The organism is Chryseobacterium capnotolerans (genome assembly GCF_021278965.1).
Classification (GTDB): domain Bacteria; phylum Bacteroidota; class Bacteroidia; order Flavobacteriales; family Weeksellaceae; genus Chryseobacterium; species Chryseobacterium capnotolerans.
The window spans coordinates 128,265-153,736 of record NZ_CP065589.1 but is presented as its reverse complement, the minus strand read 5'-3'; the positions used below and the strand labels follow the sequence as shown (position 1 = coordinate 153,736).

General features: G+C 34.8%; 24 protein-coding genes. 11 read left to right on the top strand and 13 right to left on the bottom strand.

The annotated features are described in order from the left end of the window. Nucleotides 1-3 precede the first annotated feature (3 nt). The 6 genes from H5J24_RS00650 to H5J24_RS00625 form a co-directional block, all read right to left on the bottom strand. Nucleotides 4-846 (bottom strand): energy transducer TonB, encoded by an 843-nt coding sequence (locus H5J24_RS00650; RefSeq protein ID WP_068944834.1) that lies wholly within the window; start codon nt 844-846, stop codon nt 4-6. A 27-nt stretch (nt 847-873) separates the two neighbouring features. Next, entirely contained in the window at nt 874-1,440 is a 567-nt protein-coding gene (locus H5J24_RS00645; RefSeq protein ID WP_068944835.1) for an ExbD/TolR family protein, read from the bottom strand. Between the two features lie 10 nt (nt 1,441-1,450). After that, complete coding sequence (locus H5J24_RS00640) at nt 1,451-2,059, bottom strand: ExbD/TolR family protein (RefSeq protein WP_068944836.1); 609 nt, start codon at nt 2,057-2,059, stop codon at nt 1,451-1,453. A gap of 57 nt (nt 2,060-2,116) precedes the next feature. Beyond that, nucleotides 2,117-2,980, bottom strand: a complete 864-nt coding sequence (locus H5J24_RS00635; RefSeq protein ID WP_068944837.1) for a MotA/TolQ/ExbB proton channel family protein — start codon at nt 2,978-2,980, stop codon at nt 2,117-2,119. 240 nt (nt 2,981-3,220) lie between these two features. Continuing rightward, nucleotides 3,221-6,034: a leucine--tRNA ligase gene (leuS, locus tag H5J24_RS00630; protein WP_068944838.1), complete on the bottom strand. Its 2,814-nt coding sequence runs from the start codon at nt 6,032-6,034 to the stop codon at nt 3,221-3,223. Between the two features lie 179 nt (nt 6,035-6,213). Next, the gene (locus H5J24_RS00625; protein ID WP_068944839.1) at nt 6,214-6,693 is read right to left on the bottom strand and encodes a lipocalin-like domain-containing protein; all 480 of its coding nucleotides are present in this window, start codon (nt 6,691-6,693) and stop codon (nt 6,214-6,216) included. 198 nt (nt 6,694-6,891) lie between these two features. On the opposite strand from H5J24_RS00625, the gene H5J24_RS00620 reads away from it, so the two are divergent. Genes H5J24_RS00620 through H5J24_RS00610 form a run of 3 tightly spaced genes read left to right on the top strand, consistent with a single transcriptional unit; the run spans nt 6,892 to nt 9,275 of the window. Next, entirely contained in the window at nt 6,892-7,869 is a 978-nt protein-coding gene (locus H5J24_RS00620; protein WP_068944840.1) for an acyltransferase family protein, read from the top strand. A gap of 24 nt (nt 7,870-7,893) precedes the next feature. After that, on the top strand, nt 7,894-8,649 hold the full coding sequence (locus tag H5J24_RS00615; protein ID WP_068944841.1) for a glycosyltransferase family 2 protein: 756 nt from the start codon (nt 7,894-7,896) through the stop codon (nt 8,647-8,649). Beyond that, nucleotides 8,649-9,275: a calponin homology domain-containing protein gene (locus tag H5J24_RS00610; protein ID WP_068944842.1), complete on the top strand. Its 627-nt coding sequence runs from the start codon at nt 8,649-8,651 to the stop codon at nt 9,273-9,275. The genes H5J24_RS00615 and H5J24_RS00610 overlap by 1 nt, the downstream gene beginning before the upstream one ends. Here the strand turns inward: H5J24_RS00610 and H5J24_RS00605 are convergent. The 7 genes from H5J24_RS00605 to H5J24_RS00580 form a co-directional block, all read right to left on the bottom strand. After that, nucleotides 9,267-10,505 (bottom strand): 3-deoxy-D-manno-octulosonic acid transferase, encoded by a 1,239-nt coding sequence (locus H5J24_RS00605; protein ID WP_096788323.1) that lies wholly within the window; start codon nt 10,503-10,505, stop codon nt 9,267-9,269. The genes H5J24_RS00610 and H5J24_RS00605 overlap by 9 nt on opposite strands. Nucleotides 10,506-10,516: 11 nt before the next feature. Beyond that, entirely contained in the window at nt 10,517-10,981 is a 465-nt protein-coding gene (locus H5J24_RS00600) for a DUF1648 domain-containing protein (RefSeq protein ID WP_068944844.1), read from the bottom strand. A 3-nt stretch (nt 10,982-10,984) separates the two neighbouring features. Next, nucleotides 10,985-11,701 (bottom strand): C40 family peptidase, encoded by a 717-nt coding sequence (locus tag H5J24_RS00595; protein WP_068945220.1) that lies wholly within the window; start codon nt 11,699-11,701, stop codon nt 10,985-10,987. A gap of 86 nt (nt 11,702-11,787) precedes the next feature. Continuing rightward, complete coding sequence (locus H5J24_RS00590) at nt 11,788-12,435, bottom strand: O-methyltransferase (RefSeq protein ID WP_068944845.1); 648 nt, start codon at nt 12,433-12,435, stop codon at nt 11,788-11,790. Between the two features lie 129 nt (nt 12,436-12,564). After that, the gene (locus H5J24_RS26090) at nt 12,565-12,720 is read right to left on the bottom strand and encodes a CCPGW family putative bacteriocin (protein ID WP_407918889.1); all 156 of its coding nucleotides are present in this window, start codon (nt 12,718-12,720) and stop codon (nt 12,565-12,567) included. 488 nt (nt 12,721-13,208) lie between these two features. Next, the gene (locus H5J24_RS00585; protein ID WP_068944846.1) at nt 13,209-15,704 is read right to left on the bottom strand and encodes a M1 family metallopeptidase; all 2,496 of its coding nucleotides are present in this window, start codon (nt 15,702-15,704) and stop codon (nt 13,209-13,211) included. 193 nt (nt 15,705-15,897) lie between these two features. Next, entirely contained in the window at nt 15,898-16,731 is an 834-nt protein-coding gene (locus tag H5J24_RS00580) for an OmpA family protein (protein ID WP_068944847.1), read from the bottom strand. An 87-nt stretch (nt 16,732-16,818) separates the two neighbouring features. Here H5J24_RS00580 and tilS point away from each other — a divergent pair, with 87 nt between their 5' ends. The 8 genes from tilS to H5J24_RS00540 all read left to right on the top strand — a co-directional run bounded on the left by tilS (nt 16,819) and on the right by H5J24_RS00540 (nt 25,434). Further along, nucleotides 16,819-18,171, top strand: a complete 1,353-nt coding sequence (gene tilS, locus H5J24_RS00575; protein WP_068944848.1) for a tRNA lysidine(34) synthetase TilS — start codon at nt 16,819-16,821, stop codon at nt 18,169-18,171. Then, the gene (locus H5J24_RS00570) at nt 18,144-18,704 is read left to right on the top strand and encodes an RNA polymerase sigma factor (RefSeq protein ID WP_068944849.1); all 561 of its coding nucleotides are present in this window, start codon (nt 18,144-18,146) and stop codon (nt 18,702-18,704) included. Before tilS ends, H5J24_RS00570 begins: the two co-directional genes overlap by 28 nt. 79 nt (nt 18,705-18,783) lie before the next feature. After that, nucleotides 18,784-19,743, top strand: a complete 960-nt coding sequence (locus tag H5J24_RS00565; protein ID WP_068944850.1) for a redoxin domain-containing protein — start codon at nt 18,784-18,786, stop codon at nt 19,741-19,743. Nucleotides 19,744-20,042: 299 nt separating this feature from the next. After that, nucleotides 20,043-22,112, top strand: a complete 2,070-nt coding sequence (locus H5J24_RS00560) for a protein-disulfide reductase DsbD family protein (protein ID WP_068944851.1) — start codon at nt 20,043-20,045, stop codon at nt 22,110-22,112. 325 nt (nt 22,113-22,437) lie between these two features. After that, entirely contained in the window at nt 22,438-22,827 is a 390-nt protein-coding gene (locus H5J24_RS00555) for an ExbD/TolR family protein (protein ID WP_346729942.1), read from the top strand. Between the two features lie 159 nt (nt 22,828-22,986). Next, complete coding sequence (locus H5J24_RS00550) at nt 22,987-23,769, top strand: alpha/beta fold hydrolase (protein ID WP_068944853.1); 783 nt, start codon at nt 22,987-22,989, stop codon at nt 23,767-23,769. 4 nt (nt 23,770-23,773) lie between these two features. Beyond that, the gene (locus H5J24_RS00545; RefSeq protein ID WP_068944854.1) at nt 23,774-24,586 is read left to right on the top strand and encodes a hypothetical protein; all 813 of its coding nucleotides are present in this window, start codon (nt 23,774-23,776) and stop codon (nt 24,584-24,586) included. Between the two features lie 44 nt (nt 24,587-24,630). Beyond that, nucleotides 24,631-25,434, top strand: a complete 804-nt coding sequence (locus H5J24_RS00540; protein ID WP_068944855.1) for a patatin-like phospholipase family protein — start codon at nt 24,631-24,633, stop codon at nt 25,432-25,434. The last annotated feature ends 38 nt before the right edge of the window (nt 25,435-25,472 follow it).

The window sequence follows — 25,472 nt, the reverse complement described above, 5'->3', positions numbered from 1 at the left end:
TAATTATTCAAAGTTCATCGTAAATGGTACGCTATAGTAAGATCTAACGCTCTCCCCGTTTCTTTTCGCAGGAGTCCATTTTTTAAGTTTCTTAACTACACGAATTGCTTCATTGTTGAAGTCGCTATTTGGAGATTTCTCTTCAATAGTAACAGCGGAAACAGTTCCGTCTCTTTCTACAACGAACTTAAGCTTAGCTTTAAGGGTACCTTCACCTCCTTCCATTAATGAAGTATCGAAGTTTTCACCTAAGAATTTTCTTAATGCGCCCATACCTCCAGGATATTCTGCAGATTGGTCTACATCTTTGTAGATTTCGTTAGGGTTATTCGCTTTCACTTCCACAGTTGCAGTTTTTGTACCTGTAGATGGTGGTGGCGGTGGTGGTGTATAAGCCGGAGCTTTTACCCCCTCCTGATTATTCAAACCAGTTGTAGTTTCCAACTGCTTAGAAATTGGTGGAGGTGGAGTTTCAATTTTCGGAGCTTTTACAGGCTCTGGAACCACGTTCTGAATTACCTCAATTTTTGGTTCCTCTTTTGGAGGAGGTGGTGGTGGAGGTGGTTCTTCTTCTTTAGGCTGCTCAATAATCGGGTCCTCTTCAACAATATTCAAAAGATCTGCCTTAACTTCTGTTTTAGGCGGAGCTGTAAGATTCTTAATTGTAAGATAGATGAACGGAGATAAAGCTACCAAAAGAAATATAGATGTTCCAACAATAAATGATTTTGTCAGAAGTCTAGGATACTGATGTCTAAGATCATAGGCACCATATTCCTTGTTTCTATTTTCAAATACAATCTCATCTAAAGTAAGATTTTGACCGTATACATTTTCATCTGCCATAGATAATATAACAATTTTATGGTTAAATTACTTTGTAGCAGCCGGTGCAGCAGCACCACCTACTTTTCTCTCATAAACAGCTTTTTCCCAAGGTTTGATATCAGTAACACCGTACTGCTCACTTTTGGTAATTGCCATTTCGTCAAGAATATCAACAAAGTTCTTATATACAGCATCGTCAGTTGGCTTAATGATCACAGTAAATTTACTTTGATCTGCAGCTCTAGATTTTGCCTGTTCAATTATTTTTCTAATTCCCTCTCTGTCAAAACTAGTTTCCATAAGAGTCTGGTCATTCAAGGAAGTTGCATCCTGCTGGTGCCAAAACACTTTATTGTCTTTTCCTAGTAATATAGAAATTGAATTTGAAAGCTTAATTTCTGTTGGAGGTGGTTTTTGTTTTTCATCTTTCGGTTTAGCCGGAAGACCCAAATCCATTACATTCGGTTTACTAAAAGTTGACGTAAACATAAAGAACATCAATAGTAAGAAATTAAGGTCAACCATCGGAGTCATATCGACTCTGGGGTTGTTTTTCTTGGATCGAACCTTGCCACCCTTGGCACTCTTATCCTGTACTTGTACTTCTGCCATTTCTTATTAATTATTCATTAGGTTTACCTTCTTGTGATGTAATCAACCAAAATTTAAGAAAATCGATATCTCTTAAACCCTCAAATAGGCTTTTAACTTTAGGGTATTTAGTCGTAACGTCACCTTTAATGGCTAACTTGTAGTCAGGGTTTACGCTTAAACTTTCTTTTACCCAATCAATTAATTGCTTATTTGTACTATCCATAGGAATCCCTGTAGGACTCTTGTAACTTTTTTGCTCATCTTCAGGCATATCCAAATAACTTTTCAATTGGTTCATTGGAACTCCAATTGCCTGAACTTTCTGGAAAGCTGCTTTTTGATTATTATCAAAAGTAACGCCATACTTTTGACCCATCTTATCTAAAAGTGCAAGTCTTTCTGATGCATTTTCTACTGGCTGGAAATAAAATTTTCCGTCCGGTGTAGCATTGATAGTCATTAAACTAGCATCAGGAAGTAATTTTTCCGAAATTGAAGATGGCGGTTTGATCTGCTCCACATCAGGTTTTTTAAACTGCGTGGTCATAATAAAGAACGTAAGTAATAGGAACGTAACGTCGCACATCGCGGTCATGTCCGTAACTACTCCATGTCTTTTTGGTTTAATTCTCGCCATTATTTTTTATATAATTATTTTTTAAACTTCTTTTATTGTGCAAAACACAGTTCCATCTTAGTGGAATTCAGCAAAAGACTGTTGGATGCTCATTGCGATCTCGTCGATCTTATAAGTTAATCCGTCAATTTTAGAAGTAAAGAAGTTATAAAGAATAATCGCTACTGCAGAAGTACCAATACCTAACGCCGTGTTAATCAAGGCTTCAGAGATACCGATTGATAGAGCTGCTGCATCTGGAGTACCTCCTCCAGCACCTAAAGCAAAGAATGCTCTAATCATCCCGATTACCGTTCCTAGTAGTGCTACTAACGTTGCAACAGTACCTAATGTAGAAAGGATCATCATGTTTTTCTCAAGCATTGGCATCTCAAGAGTTGTAGCTTCTTCGATAGCTTTGTTAAGCGCTACCATTTTCTGCTCTTTATTTAAAGTAGTATCGTGAGCAAGTGCTTTGTAAGTAGTAAGACCTTCTTTTACAACGTTCCCTACAGAACCTTGTTGTCTGTCACACTCTTCTAGAGCTTCGTCAATTTTGTTTCCGTTTAGTAAGCTTCTTACTTTTACTACAAAGTTGTCTACGTTACCTGTACCTGAAGCTTTGTTTAATACAAAGTATCTTTCAAATGAGAAAACAATAACAGTAATCATGAATGTTACAAGTAATGGTACAATAATACCTCCCATGTAGATCATCCCTAAAAACCCTTCTGGATGCATCTCTTTACCTTCTACATCAGAAAACGCTACTGATGCACCTGCTAATCTTGGATCAGCTTTAAAATTACCTGGGTTACCTAAAACGAATAACCAAATACAAATCCCTATTACTAATAAGATAGGAATAATAACAGCTGGATTTAAACCTCCCGCTTTTCTAGCAACTACTTGCTCATCATTTTTTGAAACATTCATTTCCATATTTAACTAAATTATATTGTTTTAAAATTTTACAGGGTGTAAATTAAAGGCAAAATTAATTAAAATGCAAGAGTCTTAATTAAACATTTTGATATTTTTTAATAAAGAAAATTTAATACGATTTTGATATTATAATTATTCGCAATTATTTTATTTATTTTCCTCAAATTTAACATTTGAGTTAAAAAATCTAAAAAATAAGGACTTCATTTTTTTTAATTTCCCAATGTTAATTTTTTTTTAAATTACGATATTCACAATACGGTGAGGGACTACAATGATTTTTTTAGGGGTTTTACCCTCCAAAATCTGTTGCATTTTCTCATTTGAAATCACCAAATCTTCTACCTCCTTCGCAGATAATTGAGCCGAAAGAGAAATTTTGAACTTCATTCTACCATTTATGCTTACCGGATACTCAATTTCATCTTCTACCAAATATTCCTCATTTAATACTGGGAATTGTTCAAATTCTATGGATGTATCATGTCCTAATAAACTCCACAATTCTTCACAAATATGAGGCGCATATGGAGAGATGATAACGGCTAACGGTTCTAAAATATTGCGTTTGTTGCATTTTATTTTCTGAAGCTCGTTTACAGCAATCATAAATGAAGATACTGATGTATTGAAAGAGAAGTTTTCAATATCGTAAACAACCTTCTTTATTAAAGTATGTAAAACTTTATACTCAGCTTTTGTAGGTTCTTCATCAGAAACTTCAAATACATCTCCATTGAAATAAAGGTTCCAGAATTTTTTAAGGAAACCATATACTCCACTTAATCCTTGTGTATTCCAAGGTTTGGACTGCTCCAATGGTCCTAAGAACATTTCATACAGTCTTAATCCGTCTGCTCCGTATTCTTCACAGATGTCATCAGGATTCACCACGTTGTATTTTGACTTGGACATTTTTTCTACTTCACGATCTGTGATGTATTTTCCATCTTCCAAAATAAATTCAGCTTCTGCATAGTCTGGTCTCCATGCTTTGAATGCTTCAGTATCCAATTCATCAGATGTTCCTTTTAATAAGGATACGTCAACATGGATCTGCTGAGTTTGATATTCGCTTGCTAAATTTTTAGATACATATTGATTAGTACCATCAATTCTGTATACGAATGCACTCATCCCAAGAATCATTCCCTGGTTGATTAATTTCTGGAAAGGTTCATCATGGTTGATATATCCTCTGTCTTTTAAGAACATATTCCAGAAACGGGAATACAATAAGTGACCGGTTGCGTGTTCGCTGCCTCCTATATACAGGTCTACCTGTCCCCAGTAGTCTGAAAGATTTTTTGCGGTGAACTCTCCATCATTCTGAGGATCCATATATCTAAGGAAATACCAAGAGCTTCCAGCCCACCCCGGCATTGTAGATAATTCTAAAGGGAATATAGTCTGGTCATCAATTAGATCTGTAGCGACTACTTTCTGATTTACTTCGTCCCATGCAAATGTTTTAGCATTTCCTAGTGGTGGATCTCCATCTTCAGTTGGCAGATATTTTTCAACTTCAGGAAGTTCTAATGGCAAAGCAGAAACTGGTAATGTGTATGGCATTCCATCTTTATAATAGATAGGAACCGGTTCTCCCCAATAACGCTGTCTTGAGAAAATCGCATCACGCTGTCTGTAGTTCGTAGTTCCGTGACCGATTCCTTTCGTTTCAATTTCTGAAATTATTTTTGATTTGGCATCATTATAACGCAATCCGTTTAAGAAATCTGAATTTACACAAACTGAGTCTTTAGATTCAAAAGAATTTTCCTGAACGTCTTCTTCTGTTTCTACAACTTTTTTAATTTCTAAATTAAATTTCTTTGCAAATCTGTGATCACGCTCGTCATGTGCAGGAACAGCCATTACAGCTCCTGTCCCATAGCCCATCAATACATAGTCTGAAATATAGATCGGCATTTTTGTTCCGCTGAAAGGATTGATTGCATAACTTCCTGTGAAAGCTCCGCTCACGTTTTTCACGTCAGACATTCTATCTCTTTCAGTTTTCTTGGAAGTTTCTTCTATATATGTATCTACTTCTGCTTTTTGAGCATCAGTAGTAATTGTATCTACTAATGGATTTTCCGGAGCAAGCACCATAAAGGTTGCTCCAAATATAGTATCAGGTCTTGTGGTGAAAACCTCAACAATTTCGTCATGACTTTCTACCTGGAACTGAACCTGTGCTCCCTGAGATTTTCCAATCCAGTATTCCTGAGCATCTTTCAACGGTTGCGGCCAGTCTAATGTAGAAAGACCTTGTAGTAATCTTTCAGAGTATGCGGAAATTCTCATGCTCCACTGCATCATTTTCTTTTGGAATACAGGGAATCCTCCTCTTTCAGATTTTCCGTCTTTTATCTCATCGTTTGCCAAAACGGTTCCCAATGCAGGGCACCAGTTTACAGTCGTCTCTGCTCTGTATGCAAGACGATAGTTTAATAAGATATCTTCTTTATCAAGATCAGAAGCATTAGTCCATTCTTCAGCCGTGAAATTCAATTCATCATTTTGATTGGCATTTAACCCTTCTGTTCCTTTTTCTTCAAAATGTTTGATTAGGGTTTCGATAGATTCTGCCTTATCTGTATTTTTATTGTACCAAGAGTGATACAACTCAATAAAGATCCACTGTGTCCACTTATAATAAGATGCATCTGAAGTTCTCACTTCTCTGCTCCAGTCAAATGAGAATCCGATTTTTCTTAATTGCTCTTCGTATCTGTTAATATTTTGTTCTGTAGTGATGGCAGGATGCTGTCCTGTCTGGATTGCATACTGCTCAGCAGGAAGCCCGAAGCTGTCATAACCTACCGGGTGGAGAACGTTAAACCCTTGGTGTCTTTTATATCTCGCATAAATATCTGACGCAATATATCCTAGTGGATGCCCTACGTGAAGTCCTGCTCCGGATGGGTACGGAAACATGTCGAGTACATAAAATTTAGGTTTATCGGTATTGTTGGAAGTTTTATACGTTTGATTATCCTCCCAGTATTTCTGCCACTTTTTTTCTATCTGCTGATGATCGTAAAACACTTTATATAGATGTTTATATGTTAGACTTTAATATTGAATTGTTTTTCTTGAAAACAAGACTCACAAAAATAATGATTTTAAAGGAAATAGAAATTTAATTTATGATGAATTACAATTCCTTATTAAACAGAAAGATCCCACCCGAAGATGAGACCTTTATTATATCTTGAAGTATACTATTAAGGCTGAGGCTTTACTCTTTTAAAAGTAATCGTTCTTGTTTTATATATTGTAGGATCTTCAGTTTCTACTCTTATTGATAAGTTGAGTGTAGTTGCATCCAATGTCATCACTTTTGTATTCTCCGGTGCTACGACTCCCTGATATTTTATCTGAAGAGTTTTACCGCTTTTGTCATAGCTGTAAGTAAAGTTTTTATCAGGTAAAATATTACAGGCTGTTCCTGTAATAGGATCTTCCACATCTATTCTTTTTCCAGCTACTTCCGTATTGAACCACCATCTGGATTGTTTCTGGCAGTCGGTATACGTAATCACATCTGAAATTGGCTGCTCCCCTACCTCAACAGTAGTAACCACCTCTTTTATCGGTTGCCAGAGTCCAATAACGGGTTCATCTATAACAATATCGTTGCTATTATTACATCCGGTGGTCACCAATAATGATAAACCAAAAAATAGTAGTGCTAATTTCTTCATAGATCAATTTTTTCAAGCGCTAAAATTATAATTTTTTTGATTTATATTACTATTTTTTGTGAAAAATTATTTCATCAGCTTTTATTTATACATATTTTAAAACATCAAGCGGTCATATTGCCTTTATTTAAAAAATATTGAACATATGAAAACTCCTCTGTTTTATTAAAAAAGTTATTTTTGTAGGAAAGAAAAAAAATGCAAGCTATAACGAAAAACAATTTTGACTTCATCCGTGTTCTCCTCGCTTTTATTGTCTTTGTAGGGCATTTGGGTGCTTTAAGCGCCTCTGAAAAGCTTTCATTTTTAACGCATAGCCCTGTTGAAGTTGCTGTTTTCTCATTTTTCATTGTAAGTGGTTTTTTAATTGCGAGAAGCTACGAAAGGTCTTCCAGTTTAAAAAGCTATGCTAAAAAAAGGTTCAACAGAATTGTTCCCGCTTATTTACTTGTTGTATTTCTTTGCACTACATTATTGAGTCTTGTCAGTACTTTACCTTTCTCTGAATATTTCAGCGATACACAGGTCTATAAATATTGGTTCTGGAATTCAATATTCCTCAACTTTAAGGCGCCTTGGCTTCCCGGTGTATTTGGAAACCAGGCTGTAAATGGGGCATTATGGACGCTTAAGATCGAAATGTGTTTTTATATAGCTGTCCCATTGATGTTTTTATTGTTTGGAAAAAATAATAAATACCGTACTACCAGCTTAATTGTTCTGTATTTTCTTTCTCTGATTTATCTTAATTATTTCGAAATGACTGGAAAAGCCTCTATTTCCAGACAGCTTCCAGGCTCATTATGCTATTTTATCGGAGGAATGCTTTTGTATTTTCATTTTGATAAATTTATTCAACATAAAAATGTTCTTTTTATTATTGCTATCGTTACGGTTTGGATTGATCTTATTTTTGATATAAAGCTATTCTCACCCATGATGATTAGCATTATTGTTCTATACATTGCTTATTCTTTTAAATTCCTAAATAATTTCGGAAAATACGGAGATTTCACTTATGGAATTTATATTTTCCACTTCCCTATCATCAGAGTATTTGCTACGTTGGGACTTTTTGCCAACTACAATCCATACCTTATGAGTATTGTGTGTATGTTTGTGGTGATTGGAGTAGGAATTGCTTCATGGCACCTTTATGAAAAAAGATTTTTATAATTTTACCGATATTTTACAACACGAATGAAAGACTTAGTCTCCATTATCACCCCCTGCTACAATTCTGCTGATTTCATTGAAGAAACGATACAGTCTGTCCTTAACCAAACCTATGAAAATTGGGAATGGCTGATTACTGATGATCTTTCTAAGGATAATACCGTTGAAATGATCAGAAAATACAACGATCCGAGGATCAAGCTTCAGGTTCTGGAGAAAAACGGAGGTGCGGGAAATGCAAGAAACAACAGCCTTGAGAGAGCTCAGGGCCGATATATTGCTTTTCTGGATTCTGATGACTTCTGGTATCCTGAATATCTGGAAACGATGACAGAATATATGCAGGAACATCATGCCGAGCTTGTCTACTGCAATTATTCAAGATGTGATGAACAGCTTCAGCCTATATTAAAAGATTTTCTTGCAGATAAAATCGTTACTTTTTCCAACCTATTGAAGACCTGCCGACTGGCTCCAGTTTCCACAATGTATGACACAAAAAGAGTCGGGAAATTTCTGTTTCCTGTAAAAAGCAAGCGCGAAGACCATGTAATGTGGTTAAATCTATTGAAAGTAATTCCGGAAGGGATGCCTATCAATAAGACAATGGCTAAATACAGAATGCGCGAGAATAGTGTATCTAGAAAGAAAAAAAATATTATTAAGGACCAGTATCTGGTTTATAAGGATTTTATGGGATTCTCCACTTTAAAATCATTGTATTATACAGCAAACTGGGCGGTAAACGGATTCATGAAATATTCAAAAATATTCAACTAATGGAGTATTCAAAAGAGTTTAAAGCGGCATTGAGTGCATTTTCCAGCACAGAAAAGGATAAACTTATTTTCAGACTCCTGCGAAAGGATAGATTATTATCTAAAAAACTGTATTTCGAGCTTATTGACCCGGAAACTACCGACGATAAAAGAAATACAATGGAAAAAGATGTGGAAGAAAAAATTCTCCTGGCATCAAAATACATTGGCAACACTAAATATTTCCTGACTATTATCCGGAAAATTAGTGCAGAAATCACTGAGCATATCAAAATAACAACAGACAAGTTTGGTGAAGTTTCCCTGAATCTGCTGATGGTTGATAAAATTTTGGATTATAATACTGATCTGAGCAGACAACGGTTTGATAATGTTTACAAGCTTTACATTTACATCATCAATAAGATATTCAAATCTCTGACTTTAATTAGGAAACTGGATGAAGATTACTGGATGGAATTTGATGAGCTTTTAAGAAGCCTGCAACAAAAGGTTTCCGAAAACCATTATCTCCAAAAGCTATGCATCAATAATGGTCTTGACCTTAACTGGTTTGAATCTGAAAGCATTCCTGAAAATATCGAACAAATCATGAAGGACATCAAAAGTCAGGGATTCTTAAGATAAAATCTTCTGAAGGATCATTTGTGTAGAATTCGGTTTTTCATCAACAAAATTCTTTGCATTTTCAGACATTCCTGCAAGCTCTTCTTCATTATCCTCATTGGCAAGGAATAAAACGAATTCTGCAGCCGTAGGATCATCTGTGAAAGATTTCCCGCCGTTTTTACTGATAAGATCATCAGCTTCAGGATTCTTTTTATAATGACTTCCAAAGATCACAGGAACCCCAAAAGTGGCAGCCTCCAGAATATTATGAAGCCCCGCAGCATGGAATCCACCACCTACAACTGCTATATCAGCATAGGAATATAGTTTTGACAACAGCCCTATGCTATCTATAATCAAGATTTGAGAATTAAAGGTTAAAGGCTCAGAACCTTTAATTTTGCTATACAATAAAGCATCGGGAAAGGTATTTCTCAGGTGCTCCACTCTCTTCAGATCATGAGGGGCAATGATTATTTTGATGGTGTTGTTTTTACGGGAAACCATTGCTGCAATTTTCTCTTCTGCCTGCCATGAGCTTCCAAAAACAACCGCTTTACGGTCTGCTATAAAGTCTGTAATATATTCAACATGATTATCACGATCCCGCAGCTGTTTCACCCTGTCAAATCTTGTATCTCCTGTTACAGAAGATTTCACCAATCCTACGCTTTTAGCCAAAGCCAATGAGAATTGGGTCTGGTGGAAAAACCAGTCTACATCTTCTTTAAGCTGTTTTACAAACCATTTTCCATAAGAGGTAAAAAACGATTGATGCTCATAGAACAAGGCAGAAATCACATAGATCTTTGCTTGTTTTTCTTTCAGCGCCATAAACAGGTTATACCAATAATCATATTTCACCGTAAAAAATAGTTTAGTATCGAATTGTGCTATAAATTCGTTTACAATACTCTTTTTATCAAATGGTAAATAGCAGATCACATCTGCAATATGTTTCTTTTTAATTACATTTTCATATCCTGACGGGGAAAAGAAAGTCACCAGAATCTTATGATCGGGCAGCTGAACTTTAAGTTCTTCCAGCACAGGCAAACCTTGCTCATATTCTCCTAAACTGGCAGCATGCATCCAGATTACTTTATCTGTTTTTGAAAAAGCAGATTTCACCTTATCTAAAGACTCTTTTCTTCCATCAACGCCTTTTTTAGTTTTATCATTAAATAATGAAAAAACCTTCATTCCAAAAATGAGAAGACTGATAAATATGTTATAAAGTAAATTCAATTTTGATAGATCTAGTCGTTTGATTTTGTTTTACTATCTCGAAGTGATTTTATGAGTCCTATGGCAATTACAGCAAACAATAATCCTAAAATATAGAAAACAGCATCACTAAGCTCTGTCTGTCTTCCTTCTGCAACACGGATACTTTCAACAACGATATCAAGAAACAGTATCATTATGGGAAGTTCCAGAGAAAACAGATATAGTTTCAGCGTTCTTTCATTGCGGAAACTTTGAGGTACATTCACAAGCGGTGAATTTGGATCTTTTATTCCAATAAAAAGGAGATGAATAAAAGCAGCAATGCATGGCAAAATCCAAATTGTAGTTTTCCCGGATTCTCCATCTACATTTCCATGAACATCAAAATGGGTAGGGATAATTTCAGGTAATCCAGCATACTTGATTCCTGTAAAAACCCAGATTACAATCAGTAAAAGAGTATTCACAATTAATAATATACTGGAAACTCTCATGTTTTACATAATGCTTTTAAGCACTCTCAGTTTGTGAGTATGTTTGTTCATTTCCTTATTAAAGATTCCGGTAGAATCCAGCGTATCAATTCTTACCTTTCCTGAAGCATGAATAATCTTCTGGTTCTCCAGCATAATCCCTACATGAATAATCTTTCCTTCAGCATTTTCAAAGAATGCTAAATCTCCGGGCTTTGTCTCTTCTACAAAAGTAAGATCTTCTCCTATCTCTGCTTGTTGTGAAGCATCTCTTGGAATTTTAATCCCATGAACTTTGTACACCAATTGAGTAAATCCGGAACAGTCTACCGCGAAAAAGCTTTTACCACCCCATAAATAAGGAACATTAAGGAATTCTTTAGCTGTAAGAGCAACACTTTCCCTTATATCATGACTTCTTCTTGAAGCCACTACCGGAAACTCCACTTCAGATCCCATAGAAAGTAAAGTTTTGCCATCATTCATCAATACAGAGGAAAAATCTTCTGTAACAACAGTCACTTTTCTATTGGCCAGTTCTTCATCTGTTACCATTTTCAGCTGTTTGGTATCCATCCATCCTTCATAGCCATCATAATGCATCTTTATTTTAGTCCAGTTTTTATTAACTTCTAAAATATCTGCACTTTCTCCAAACAATATTTCCGTAACAATTTCAGCTCTGTCTGAACCTTCTGCACGAACCGGCGCTACTGTTACGATACAAATTCCTTTATTCATTTTATTCATTTAGAAATTAGGAAAATTAAGAGATTTAGAAATCACATGTATGCTTTATTTCTAAATCTCTTACTCTTTTCATTTGATTACTTCCTGCGAAGGAAGTTGACTCCATCCCGCAAAGGTAAAATAAGATTTTCAAAATCTTCGTCTTTTGCCACTAAATCGTTCAACTCCTGAATAGACTGTGTAGATTTCATCTTAGGATTTTCTTCCAAGACTTTTCCATACCATAAAACATTATCAAACATCACTACTGAGCCTGATTTTGTATGAGGTTTGATCAGTCTGAAATATTCTGCATAATTTTCTTTATCGGCATCTACAAAGATCAGGTCAAAAAATTGATCTGTTTCTTTTAAAAATTCTTTAGCATCCTGAAGCCTGAAATCGATCTGAGCAGCATATTCACTGGATTCAAAATATTTTTTCGGCAGATAAGCCAGATCTTCATTTACATCCAGTGTGGTAATTTTACCATCTTTTGCTAATCCTGAAGCCAGGCACAACGTAGCATATCCGGTAAATGTACCAATTTCAAGAATGTTTTTAGGCTGCAGCATTTGGGAAATGATTGTTAACAACCTACCCTGCTGATAACCCGAAATCATATGAGGTTGTGTTGTTTTCTGATAAGTTTCTCTTCTCAGCTTTTTCAGAATTTCTGATTCTGAGGAAGCATGTGCTTCCAAATATCTATCCATTTCAGGATTCTTTTCTTCAAAAAAACTCATACCATTTTAATTTAAACAAATTTACGGATTTTAAACTTCTTTTTAACCAAACCGCCTCTGTTCAGTATTAGATACAAAAAGAGAGGATTATTTCCTCTCTTTTGTATCTAATTTTTATTTAAAAAATAATTATAGAGCTATACAATATTGTCTTATACCAGCACAAACCCATCCTGGGCAACACTTTGTCTGTGGACTACTACAAAATATCTGTGGATTACACCCATTAATAGCGCCTTTTACAGTTTTCATTTCTCCTCTTGAAAGTTTTTTTGAATTTTTCATAATTATTTTGTTTAGTATTAATTTCCTACTCTTTAAGATTTTCGGATCCCTCTCTTTTTATTTCCTTTTATGGAGATTTAAATATACACATTCTTTTATTAATCAGACAATTATATTTAAAATAAAATATTATATAGTATTTTATCATCTAATGTTCGGGAAAAAACCCATACAAAATACCGGGAAAATACGGATGTTATTTCCGCGGTAATAGTTATAAGTTTGCAAAGAGAACGAAGGGGTAAAAACACTAGAAAACAAAATGATTGCAGAAGATCAACCACAAACTAATCATGAGAATCAAAAAAAGTACCTCCAAAAGGAAGTACACAATCTTCTGCAAAAAACAAGACTGAAATATCCAATCATTTTTTACGACGAATTATTTCCTTTCTAAAAAAAGAAGAATTAATTTGATTAAAAAAATTTCCCGAATTTCTTCGGGATTTTTTTTTTGAAAGGTTTCAAATGATGAAATCCTACAAACTTTATTTATATTCTTCTATAAGTTGTTTCAATGCAATAATCTGCTTATTAACACTTTCTTTGTGTTGCGGATTGCTTTTTAAATATTCATTCTTTTTATTCAATCCGGCTTCCAGCATATTATAGATTGCTTTTTTCGTCTCAACATTTTTCATCATTTCAGATTTTGCCTGAATTAAAATTCTGACAATTCCTTCTGTAGCCTTGCTATTATCAGACTCCATAATCCTGTTGAATCCTTCTTCCGCAACTTTACCCAATTCCGGATTATTAGGTTTTATTAATGGATAAAATGCCACAATGGAAACAATATATTGCATTTGGGAATCTATTTTATTTTCAACAACAATGGGAAGCATTCTGATGATTATGTCTTTAGAAGCCCCTGAGAGATCCAGCCGATCAATCACTGTTTTCATTTTTAAAGAATCTGTGGTATTGATGGCAATTAATGAATTTGCTTTTACCGCATTGGACACCGCATCCATTCCTTTTTCGAATAATGGAAGATATTTTTTATTTTTGGTCTTTGCCAAGGCAGAAATAGCAGCAGCCTGTACCAATGTTCTTGGATCTTGAGTCGCTAACTTCTCAACATCAGCCACCAGATTTTTATTTTGATTTGAATTGGTAAGATCTAATATCTCCAATGCTTTAATTCTGATTCTGAAGAAAGGGTCCTTTAATGCAGCTGATAATAATTTAATAGACGCGGGGCTGTTTAAGTCATTCTTAATTCCAGCAAGTGCTTTATACCGGCTCAAAAATTCTTTGGAATAAGTAAATTGTAAGAGATTTTGTTCCGCCGTCTTTTTATCTGCAATTTCAGAAAGCAATATCCCATCGGCATTGATATTGATCAAATCAGGTTTTCCAGAAACATTAAAGCTTAAAGTATTTCTTGCTTTAGCATTGATCCATACATTATACCGCGTTGGTTTTCCATTATCATACACATCTATTGCTAAAGGAAACTCAAAAGGCTTTTCCTGTAATTGATTAATAACTACTTCCACCTGCTTTTTAACAGGCTCAAAAGTATATGAATACTCTAATTTGGGATTACCACTTCCATAATACCACTGGTTAAAAAACCAATTAAGGTCTTTTCCTGATATTTTTTCAAATGATAATCTTAATTGCTGAGCCTCCGCGTTTTTATATTCATAAGTCTTTAAAAAATCACTTGTTCCTGCGAAAAAAGCATCATCACCCAAATAATTTCTCAGCATATGAAGAATTCCACCTCCTTTCTCGTAAGATACCACATCAAAAACATCTTCAGGAGCATCATAACTGAACCTTACAAGATCTTTCTTACAATCCTCAGGACTGTTGAAATATTTATTAACATTAGACATTAAATGATAATCTGCCTGATCTTTTCCGAATTTGTATTCGTTCCAGAGATATTGAGAGTAGTTGGCATAGGATTCATTCAGCGTAAGATTACTCCAGCTCTCTGCGGTTACCAGATCCCCGAACCAATGATGAAACAGCTCATGAGCAATATACTCCTCCCATCTATTTTCATCGATCAGTTGCCCCGGCTTCTGCATAACTCCCATATTATGAAGAGTAGCAGTAGTGTTTTCCATGGCTACACTTGGATAATCTCTTGCAGAAATTTGTGAGTATTTTGGCCAGGGAAAATCATAATTTAATTTTTTAGAGAAAAACTCCATCATTTCAGGCGTATGTCCATAGATCTGCCTTGCATAAGGCTCATATTCCTTTTCCACATAATAAACTATAGAAATATTTCTCCATTTATCTTTTACGATACTATATTCTCCTACTCCCATAAAGAAAAGGTACACCGCATGCCTTTGATCCATTACCCAATGATCTGTTCTCATATTTCCGGACCCTTTTTGGGATTCTTTTAAAACGCCATTAGAAAGCGTAATATATTTATCAGGAACTGTCATATAAATTTCCTGAGTTGTCTTTTGATTAGGCTTATCTATCGTAGGAAACCACACTGATGAGTATTCAGATTCACCATCTGTCCAGATCTGAGTGGGTTTATCAGGATCTTTTCCATTCGAATTGATGAAATACAGCCCCTTGGCCGGGCTCCCCTGCTGTTCAACTACATTAGGACGGGACGTATACTTGATATAGACAGTATAATCCTGATTCCGGTTATAGGTTTTATCAAGATTAATTTTAAGAATATTGTTACCATAATAGTACTTTAACGGAGTCCTATCCCCGCCTCTATCTATTGCCACCTCATGAATCAACATCCCTTTTGCATCCAGCACCAATGAGTCTGATGGATAAAAATAAGGTGAAGCTGTAAGCCATTCTTCACCATTCATTTGTTCATTCTGATAATCAAAATTTACTTTCAGTTTGGTGTGCTTCAGTTCTGTACTTTTTGTATGGGTTGCTTTATATATTCTTTCTCTTCCTGAAGTCTCCGTTTGTGCAAGAGCTGTTCCGGTTAAAGAAGATCCTAATAAGCTTACCAATAGAATAATTCTTTTCATATCACTATTATATTTATGGTAAATTCTTGATAAGTGGCGGCACCCCTCAGCAACAACACATCTCATTGATTTCCAAAGACTATATCAATTATTTTCTAAATAAGTAGAACTCTTTCTTTAAAAGTTACATCCAATTTACTGCATAAAAAAAGATCCCAAAAATCGGGATCTTTTTTACTGTATTTATCAGTAATTATTTTTTGGGAGCAATATCCATTAGTTTCATGAACTCATCCAGCTTAGGCATAATGATGATTTCTGTTCTTCTGTTTTCTGCTCTTCCGGAAACGCTCATATTAGTAGCTTTCGGATTGTATTCAGAACGTCCTCCTGCTGTAATTCTTGCAGGGTCTACTCCAAACTGAGTCTGAAGAACCTTAGCAACAGAAGTACCTCTTAATGCAGAAAGATCCCAGTTGTCTCTTGGCAGGTTTGCAGAATTTAATGGAGCATTATCTGTATTTCCTTCAATCAATACTGAATATTTATCATAATCATTGATTACTTTGGCTACTTTACCCAGCACTTCCTGAGCCGCCGGTAAGATATTGTAATCTCCTGTTTTGTATAACATTTTGTCTGAAAGGGAGATCATTACTACTCCTTTCAATACTTTTACCTGTACATCTTCATCTGATACATTATCTAAAGATCTCTTCAGCTTGTTAGACAAAGCGAGGTTTAAGCTATCATTTTTAGCATTGCTTGAAATCAACTGCTTGATATATGAATTGGAAGCATTGATCTCTCCCACAAGTTTATCAATATTAGCAGAGCTTTTTCCTGTATTGGATAGACATGCATCTAATGATGACTTTAAAGCATCATGCTGGCTTTTTAATAAATTATTTTCACCTGTTAATGCAGAGTTTTGAGATTTCAAATCCTGAATTTCTCTCTGTCTTTCTCCGATATTTTCAATACATTGCTTATAGTTTGTGCTTAAGGCATCATACTGCTTCTTGCTTACACAAGAGGTCATCCCCAACGCCATTGCAGAAACCGCTAAAATTTTTAAAATCTTCATAAGTAATCATTTTTAGACTACTCAAAGTTAGGAAAATTCAATTGAATTATATGGATTATCTTTGTATAAAAGAAATTCTCAACACCTATGTTGAAAAAATCAAGCTTTAAAAAACAATTAGAAAATCTTATTCACCAGCCTGAAAAACACACCTATCTTTTAGCAGTGAGCGGTGGGGCTGACTCTATGGTGCTGGCCTCTTTATTCCTTGGTTCCAGGGACAAAAAAGAGAATCCAGCGTATTCATTTCAAATAGCTCATATCAATTATAAACTTCGTGGAGAAGATTCTGATAGAGATCAAAAAGTGGTACAGGATTTTTGTGAGAAAAATCATATCAGGTTTCACCTGTATGAAGTTTCGGAAAAGGATAAAAAACCGGAAAATTCCATTCAGCTCTGGGCAAGAGAACTTAGATATGCATTTTTTAAGGAAATTCAGGAAAAGGAAAAACTGGAATTTCTGGTTACTGCCCATCACCTAAACGATCAGCTGGAAACGTTTATCATTAACCTTTCCAAAGCAGCAGGAATTAATGGACTGAGTGGCATTCCTGCCAATGACAACCATATTCTTCGTCCACTTTTACAGTTTTCTAAGCAGGAAATTTATCAGTTTGCAGCAGAAAACAAGATTGAGTTTCGGGAAGATTTGTCCAATACAAAGAGTGATTATCTAAGAAACAAGATCAGAAATGACATTGTTCCAAAATTACAGGAAATCAATGATCATTTTCTGGAAAACTTCAAAAAGAGCTCTTCATATCTAAACCAGACCAAAGATTTTGTTCAAAAACAGATTCAGGAAATAGAAAATCGCCTTACGATATTTAACCCAGACCATAAAATCTTATCAAAGGAAAAGCTGGATCAGGAAAGTGATTTCGTGAAATTTGAAATTCTAAAAAAATACGGGTTCAATCAGGAAGAAGAAATCCCTAAATTTTTTAAGGCAGAAAATAACAGTTCTTTTTTTTCAAAAGAATATCAGTTGATAATCAATCGTGATGAACTGATTTTTATGGAGAAAAATAATGTTTCGAAAATCGAAGAAGAAATCATACTGATCAATCATTTTGATTTTTCCGAAAACCAAACCATCATCAATCTCGTAGATCATATTGAAAACATTAATGAAATCAATAAAAGATTTGAATGGGATTTTGATGTTGAAAAGCTTCAATTTCCACTCTATTTGAGAAAACAGCAGGATGGAGATGAGTTTTATCCAATAGGTTTTTCGGGTAAAAAGAAAGTTTCTAAATTTTTTAGAGACGAGAAGCTATCTATTCTGATAAAGGAAAAGACTTGGTTATTGTGTGATTCAAGAAACCATATTCTGGGAGTAATCCCACTGAGACAGGACCGCAGATATCAGACTGATAGAAATACTCAAAAAAAGGTAACTGTAGTATGGACAGAAGAACAACTAACTCGTTAGCGGTTGATGATTTTAAAAAAGACAGCAATATAGCTTTTGGTGTTTTATACCAACAGTATTTCGGGTATACAAAAAAATTTATCCTTAAAAATAAAGGTAATCAGGAAGATGCAGAAGATATTTTCCAAGATGCCATGCTAATCCTTTATGAAAAATTGCATGCTGACAATTTTAAGATCCAAACCTGCCTGGGAAATTATCTCATTGGAATTTCTAAGAATTTGTGGTTAAAAAGATTGAGAAATAGAAATTTTTATGTAGAGTCTCCTGAAAACTATTTAACAGACAATTACCAGGAAATTACCTCTGCTATCGAAAATGAAAAATATTATTGGGAGAAGCTGGTTGGCTATGTTCAGTCTATCTCTCTGCACTGCCAGAATCTGATCCATGATATTTTTATTGAAAATAAAAGTATTGAGGAAATTCAGGACAAATACAAATATTCCAGCAAGCATAATGCCCAGAACCAAAAATATAAATGTGTTGAACAAATCAAAAAAATAAGAAACAACAGCAATTTTCCAACCTAAAAATCAACACATTACATAATAAAAATAAATTAACGGGTGATTTTTCCTTTTTTAATGGAACATATAAAAAAGAAACATTATGTTCAAAAAAATAGTATTGAGTCTCCTCATATTAGCAGGAGTTTTATTTAATGCACAAAACACTGGTATCAATTTTCAAAAAATTGATTTAGAGGCAGCGAAAAAAATCGCAGCTAAAGAAAACAAACTTATTTTCATTGATCTGTATACTACCTGGTGTGGACCTTGTAAACTTATGGCAAAGAATACTTTCACCGATCCTCGAATTGGAGAGATGTTCAACAAAAATTTTGTAAATATTGCTATAGACGCAGAGAAAGAAGGGGTAAAACTGGTAAAAGAGTTTAAAGTTGTCAACTATCCCTCTTTTTTGTTCCTGGACCCAAAGGGTAAACTGGTTCAATATGATTTTGGATATTATAATCCAGAACAGTTTTTAGAAGTCGGAGCATCTGTTTTAAGAAAAAAACGTTCTCCCTCAGGCCAAACTCTTGATCAGGTAAAAGGAAAAATGATTGGAGATAAGATTGATAATTTCAATGCTAAGGATCATTTGGGCAATACATTTTCTTCATCAAAAGAAAACGAAAAAATGGTTGTTGTTTTTATCAGAGGACAGTGGTGCCCGTTTTGTAATAAATATATTGAAACATTACAGAATATTGCACCTGAACTAAAATCCAAAAACGCTAAACTCGTTATTATATCTCCAGAAAAACCAGAGTTCATAGAAAAAACAATTAATAAAACAAAAACGGAGTATACTGTTTTATATGATGAAGGTTATAAAATTGCAGAAGCTTTTGATGTTCTTTATACTCCTAACAGTGAAACCCTGAATTTCTACAACTCAAAACTGAAAGATGATTTCACCAAAAGCAGGTCAGATAATTCGGGAAGACTTCCTGTTTCTGCAACATTTATACTTAATGAAGCTAAAGAAATAACTTGGAGGCACTTTGACCCAGACTATAAAAAAAGAGCTTCTGTAGAGGATATTTTAGAAAACTTACATTAATTTTTCGCAAGTATTTTTTACTAAAATAAAATTATTTATAAACAAAATCAATAATGGTTTAGAAATATCAGAAGGAGCAATTCTACTATGAGACTGAATATTTTACCCATTGGGGGCAAAAAGAAAGTTTCTAAGTTTTTTAGGGACGAAAAATTATCTATTTTAGCGAGGCAAAAAATCTGAATAGTGACTGACAGCAATGATTCTCTATACTCGGGGACCATTTCTTTCAGACAGGATAGAAGATATACAGAATGAGAAGACTAAATGAAGTCTTAAAATTTTTAATGAAATGAACAATGAAATTTAGAAATTGGTTTTTATTAATTCTGCTGTTTTTAGCAACAGGAATTAATGCACAAATTAAAAATCCTGTAAAGTTTAAGTTTACGATCAATGATCTGGGCAACAACCAGTATGAGGCAGTTTTGAATGCCACCATGGAAAAAGGCTGGCATATTTACTCTAAAGATCTTCCTGAGGATACAGGGATTCCGACAGAGTATAAAGTTTCAGGAAAGAATATTGAACTTATTGGCAAATTTACCGAGGTGGGTAAAAAACATGAAGAATTCTCTGAAGCTTTTGGAGGAACTATTGTTTTTTATTCAAATACAGCTGGATTTAAGCAGAAATTCAAACTGAAAGATCCTGCCAAACCAGCTGATGTAACGTCTGAAATTACTTATCAGACCTGTGATGACAGGGTTTGTCTGGCTCCAAACACTTTAGAATTTAATCAGAAAGTTACTCCAAAAGGAGCTACAGAGGAAGCCGTTACTGAAGAAACTACAACCCCTGCAAAAGATTCTGTAAAAGTTGTTGAAACAGTTACTGAAAACCCATCCAAGACACAAGTTAAGATTGCCGAAACCTCAACATTGGATCCTAAGCAGCTGAAAATTGAAACGCTGGATTTCAAAAAACCATTAACGGATTGTGGAACTGCATCTACAAAGGTAGATGAGAACTATTGGACTTATTTATTCTTAGGGTTTATTGGAGGTCTAATTGCCTTACTGACGCCATGTGTATTCCCGATGATTCCTTTAACAGTTTCATTCTTTACGAAAGGAAGTAAGGATAAGGCAAAAGGTAAAAGAGATGCATTGATCTACGGCTTTTTCATTCTTCTTATTTTCGTTTTATTGAGTATTCCTTTCCACATTATCGATGGGATTGCAGGAAACATCTTCAATGAGATCTCTACCAGTGTATGGCTTAATATCGCCTTCTTTATCATCTTTATATTCTTTGCCGGAAGTTTCTTCGGGTACTATGATATTACATTACCTAGCTCTATTGCCAACAAATCTTCAAAAGCTGAGGAAGCTGGTGGTATCATCGGTATCTTCTTCATGGCATTAACGCTGGTTATTGTTTCTTTCTCTTGTACAGGACCTATCCTGGGAAGCTTATTAGGAAGTGCTGTAACAGGTTCTTCAAATGTTCCTATGTTATTAACATTTGCACTGGCTGGATTTGGATTAGCATGGGCTATCATTTTCGGACTATTAGCTTTATTCCCTCAGGCATTACAAAGTCTACCGAAATCTGGCGGCTGGATGAATACGGTAAAAGTGGTATTAGGTTTTGTAGAATTGGCACTGGCTTTAAAATTCTTATCAAAAGCAGATCTTGTATCTAAGACTTTCTTCTTAAAGAGAGAACTTTTCATCGCGATCTGGATCATTGTTGCTTTGGGATTAGCGCTATATCTATTCGGATTAATCAAGTTTCCGCATGATGATAAAAAGCCTAAAATCTCCATCACCAGAAAAATATTAGGTGCATTAGGAATTGGATTCGTGATCTATTTGATTCAGGGATTAGTACCTTCTGATCGTCCGAAGCTCCAATTATTAAGTGGAATTTTGCCTCCATTGAATGTTAGCTATTTCCATGATGAAAAAGACGGTATTTTAGGAATGCATCCGGAACATGATTTCTTTAAAGCCATAGAAATTGCTAAAAAGGAGAACAAACCAATCTTGATTGACTTCACAGGGTACGGTTGTGAAAACTGTAGAAAAATGGAAGAGTTTGTATGGAGCGAACCGGATATTTTACCTATACTTCAGAATGATGTTGTTTTAGCCTCTTTATATGTGGATGACAAAGAAGAACTTCCTGAAGATCAAAAAACAAAGATCGATCTTGGCGAAGGGCAGATCAAAAAAGTTAAAACGATTGGAGACAGATGGAGCTTATTCCAGCAGGTTAACTTCAACAACAACTCTCAGCCGCATTATGTTTTAATCACTCCAGACGGAAAAGTAATTAATACTCCTGTTTCCGGGTATATGCCGAAGGAAGATTTTAAAAAATTCTTAGAATGCGGAGTTAATTATTTCAAGAAAAGCAAATAAATAATTTATATAAAATTTTAAACTCACACTTCCACAGTGTGAGTTTTTTATTTTCACGATGATAAAGATTATCAGCATTCAACTCAATTAGACATAATTTTTAACGTTATTTAAATACAATTTTTCAAAAAAAATAAAAATTTGTTACATATTTTTAATTTTAGGTATAAACTTTGTATCAGTTTTTTTAAATCACGATCGGATTTTCAAAGTTTTCATCAAATACCGTTTAACAATTTAAAATATGAATCATGGCTGAAGTAATAGCACAAGAACAACAAGCTGGCAAGCAAAAAAGAAATTAATTAAAATTGACATGACCCCAATGGTAGATCTCAATTTTTTACTATTAATGTTTTTCATGTTTACCACAAACTTTACAAAACCCAACGTGATGGATCTTGGGCTTCCTGCAAAGGGAACACCAACAACCGATCCTGTAATGAATCAAAAAAACCAGGTGACATTTATTCTTGGGAAAGACAACAGAGTATTTTATCACCAAAGCAATGCAACAGATTTAAACACTACTAATCTTAAAGAAACAGATTTTAGCGGAGTACATGTTTCAAAAATTATTTCTGAAGCCTATAAAAATGCTCCAAATCAGGAAAACTTCACAGTAATCATAAAGCCTACTGACGAAGCCAACTACAAAAATTTTGTAGACATGCTGGATAATCTGACTATCGCTAAAAAGAACGCTATGGAGTAACAGATATCAAACCTTGGGAAACAAAGATTTACAAAGAATTAACTCAATAAAAAGAAAAGGGCATTTTTAAAATGCTCTTTTTTGTTTACATTTGAAAGGAAAACTAAACTACAGCAAACAAAATGCTGTATTATTTTTAATCTATAAAATGTTGGAATCATGCTGAACTTTGAAAGAAAAGGAAATGGAAAAGAAACATTAGTACTCCTTCACGGTTTTATGGAAAATCTATCCATCTGGAACGATATGGAGCCTCACCTTTCCAAAGATTTTTCACTGTTAAAAATTGACCTTCCCGGTCATGGACAATCTGAAATTATGGGCGAAGTTCATACTATGGAATTGATGGCTGATGAAGTAAAGAAATTACTAAATGAACAGAATCTAGAGAAAATACATTTATTGGGACACTCTATGGGTGGATATACCTCTCTGGCTTTTGCAGAAAAATACCCGGAAACATTAAAAAGCTTAACACTATTCTTCTCCACTTATTTTGCAGATGATGAAGAGAAGAAACAACAGCGTATCAAAAGCTACAGAATCATTAAAGATGCCTTTGCTCACTATGCAAGAGCTGGAATTCCAAATTTATTCAATCCCAACGAAAGAGATATTCTGGAAGGAAAAATTGAAACAGCGCTGGAAACAGCACTTTCTACCAATAATCTAGGAGCTCTTGCTTGTGTAAAAGGTATGGTAGAAAGAACGGATAAAAAGCACATCATGCAGAATCTGGAGTCTAAAATTCTGGTACTTGCAGGTAAACATGACAATGCTGTAAAAACAGACGTTACCATCAAAAATCTTCCAGACAGAACGAATATCAAATCTTACGTATTAGATTGCGGCCACAACGGTCATTGGGAAAAACCCGCCATCTGCGCTGAAATTATCAATACAGAGCTTTTACATAATCTTCCTAAAAAATTAGTATTGTAAAAATATGAGAATTGCGATCATTTCCATCTTTCTGCTTTCATTTTTAAGCTGTAAAAAGAACAACCATCCGGCTTCCAATACGACATCAGCAGATAAAACTAAAATAGTATCTCCAAAAGCTGATCCTGTAATCTCCGTTCAACCTAAACAGGAAATGTTCCAATTTGTAACGGAATTATGTGATAACAAAGGATATTTTGACAGTAACAAATATTCCAGAGAAGAAATTGAAGGCACTTACAAACTCTGGTTTGAACTGAGCGGATCACTATTGAACACTCCTTTCATTCACAATCTCAAAGACCTTAATGAAATAAGAAACAATACAGATCAGGTTCTGGCAAAACTGGAGAAAGATTTTGCAGAAAAGAAAGCTCAGATCATGAATCTGAAAATCGTCAATGTCCCTTACTGGCAGAACGTCAAAAAGAAAAATCTTGAAAGTCTTGCGCAAACGTATGAAATGGAGAAAACCCAACTCATCGCGTACTCTGATCCTTCCATCCTTCTCAAAAACAATACCTGTTCTAATTTTTCCAAGGCATTAAATTCAACCGATGAACAGATGTTTGCAGAATGGAAAAAGCTTCGTGAAGAAATGAGCAAAAATAATGGTAATCCACAACGTATTATCAACCAGTTCAACGAACAGCTTAATTCTTCAGATAAAAGAGATTATGCTATCATTGACCTGATTACTTTTGGCTGGGGCAATTGTGCAAATGATAAAATACAGCGTGTTTCTCATGACGAAAAAATGAATAATGAGTTTAACGCCTTATTTATTAAAATCGACTCTGAATGCGACGAGCCATAAACATTTAGAAAAATCCTGTATATTAGTGTGGTATAATTTTCTCAATGGGAATATTCTCGTTTAAAAAAAAGACACCTCCGAAACCACCAGTTATCGGACTTACACTTTCAGGCGGAGGAATGCGTGGAATTGCCCATATTGCTGTTTTAAAAGCCCTGGAAGAATACAATCTGAAGCCCCATATCATTTCAGGAACCAGCGCAGGTTCTATCATTGCTGCTTTTTATTCGTTTGGAAAAACGCCGGATGAAATGATGGAAATTGTAAGGCAAACTTCATTTTTTTCGCGGTCAGCCCTGAAGCTATCGAAAAATGGAATTTTCAGCTCTAATTTCATCTTAAAACTTTTCAGAGACTACTTTCCTGAAGACAATTTTAATATTCTGAAAATCCCTGTTTATGTTGCCACTACAGAAATGACTCATGGGATTGTTGATTTCTTTTCTGAAGGTGAACTTTTCACTCCCCTCCTGGCCTCATCAAGCGTACCTTTTATTTTGCCTCCGGTAAGAATAGGTGAAAAGATCTATGTAGATGGCGGCGTCCTTGACAACCTTCCCATTGAACCCATTATGGATAAATGCGATTTTCTGATTGCCTCTCATGTCAACTCTATAAGCTATGACGAGTTAAACAAAATGAGCCTAATGAAAGAGTTTGATAGGATTCTCCATTTAGCCATTGCAAAATCAGTTTACTCCAAAGTCAAACACTGCAATATATTTTTAGACCCGCCTAAAATGACAAAATACAGTCTTTTCAACAAAAAATATATGGATGAAATGTTTCAGCAGGTATACGAATATACCTGTATGGAACTTGAGGAAAAGGGCTACATTAAGGGTTGAGAGTCTTAGAGCTTGAGGGTTTTAGAGCCTTAAGAAAT

What these genes read in the sequence shown, in the direction of transcription:
- H5J24_RS00620 (WP_068944840.1), top strand. Translation starts at nt 6,892, where the DNA reads ATGCAAGCTATAACGAAAAACAATTTTGACTTCATCCGTGTTCTCCTC.
- H5J24_RS00555 (WP_346729942.1), top strand. Translation starts at nt 22,438, where the DNA reads ATGGTAGATCTCAATTTTTTACTATTAATGTTTTTCATGTTTACCACA.
- H5J24_RS00610 (WP_068944842.1), top strand. Translation starts at nt 8,649, where the DNA reads ATGGAGTATTCAAAAGAGTTTAAAGCGGCATTGAGTGCATTTTCCAGC.
- H5J24_RS00545 (WP_068944854.1), top strand. Translation starts at nt 23,774, where the DNA reads ATGAGAATTGCGATCATTTCCATCTTTCTGCTTTCATTTTTAAGCTGT.
- tilS (WP_068944848.1), top strand. Translation starts at nt 16,819, where the DNA reads ATGTTGAAAAAATCAAGCTTTAAAAAACAATTAGAAAATCTTATTCAC.
- H5J24_RS00600 (WP_068944844.1), bottom strand. Translation starts at nt 10,981, where the DNA reads ATGAGAGTTTCCAGTATATTATTAATTGTGAATACTCTTTTACTGATT.
- H5J24_RS26090 (WP_407918889.1), bottom strand. Translation starts at nt 12,720, where the DNA reads ATGAAAAATTCAAAAAAACTTTCAAGAGGAGAAATGAAAACTGTAAAA.
- H5J24_RS00550 (WP_068944853.1), top strand. Translation starts at nt 22,987, where the DNA reads ATGCTGAACTTTGAAAGAAAAGGAAATGGAAAAGAAACATTAGTACTC.
- H5J24_RS00645 (WP_068944835.1), bottom strand. Translation starts at nt 1,440, where the DNA reads ATGGCAGAAGTACAAGTACAGGATAAGAGTGCCAAGGGTGGCAAGGTT.
- H5J24_RS00580 (WP_068944847.1), bottom strand. Translation starts at nt 16,731, where the DNA reads ATGAAGATTTTAAAAATTTTAGCGGTTTCTGCAATGGCGTTGGGGATG.
- H5J24_RS00590 (WP_068944845.1), bottom strand. Translation starts at nt 12,435, where the DNA reads ATGAGTTTTTTTGAAGAAAAGAATCCTGAAATGGATAGATATTTGGAA.
- H5J24_RS00565 (WP_068944850.1), top strand. Translation starts at nt 18,784, where the DNA reads ATGTTCAAAAAAATAGTATTGAGTCTCCTCATATTAGCAGGAGTTTTA.
- H5J24_RS00625 (WP_068944839.1), bottom strand. Translation starts at nt 6,693, where the DNA reads ATGAAGAAATTAGCACTACTATTTTTTGGTTTATCATTATTGGTGACC.
- H5J24_RS00615 (WP_068944841.1), top strand. Translation starts at nt 7,894, where the DNA reads ATGAAAGACTTAGTCTCCATTATCACCCCCTGCTACAATTCTGCTGAT.
- H5J24_RS00540 (WP_068944855.1), top strand. Translation starts at nt 24,631, where the DNA reads ATGGGAATATTCTCGTTTAAAAAAAAGACACCTCCGAAACCACCAGTT.
- H5J24_RS00650 (WP_068944834.1), bottom strand. Translation starts at nt 846, where the DNA reads ATGGCAGATGAAAATGTATACGGTCAAAATCTTACTTTAGATGAGATT.
- H5J24_RS00635 (WP_068944837.1), bottom strand. Translation starts at nt 2,980, where the DNA reads ATGGAAATGAATGTTTCAAAAAATGATGAGCAAGTAGTTGCTAGAAAA.
- H5J24_RS00585 (WP_068944846.1), bottom strand. Translation starts at nt 15,704, where the DNA reads ATGAAAAGAATTATTCTATTGGTAAGCTTATTAGGATCTTCTTTAACC.
- H5J24_RS00595 (WP_068945220.1), bottom strand. Translation starts at nt 11,701, where the DNA reads ATGAATAAAGGAATTTGTATCGTAACAGTAGCGCCGGTTCGTGCAGAA.
- H5J24_RS00640 (WP_068944836.1), bottom strand. Translation starts at nt 2,059, where the DNA reads ATGGCGAGAATTAAACCAAAAAGACATGGAGTAGTTACGGACATGACC.
- H5J24_RS00570 (WP_068944849.1), top strand. Translation starts at nt 18,144, where the DNA reads ATGGACAGAAGAACAACTAACTCGTTAGCGGTTGATGATTTTAAAAAA.
- H5J24_RS00560 (WP_068944851.1), top strand. Translation starts at nt 20,043, where the DNA reads ATGAAATTTAGAAATTGGTTTTTATTAATTCTGCTGTTTTTAGCAACA.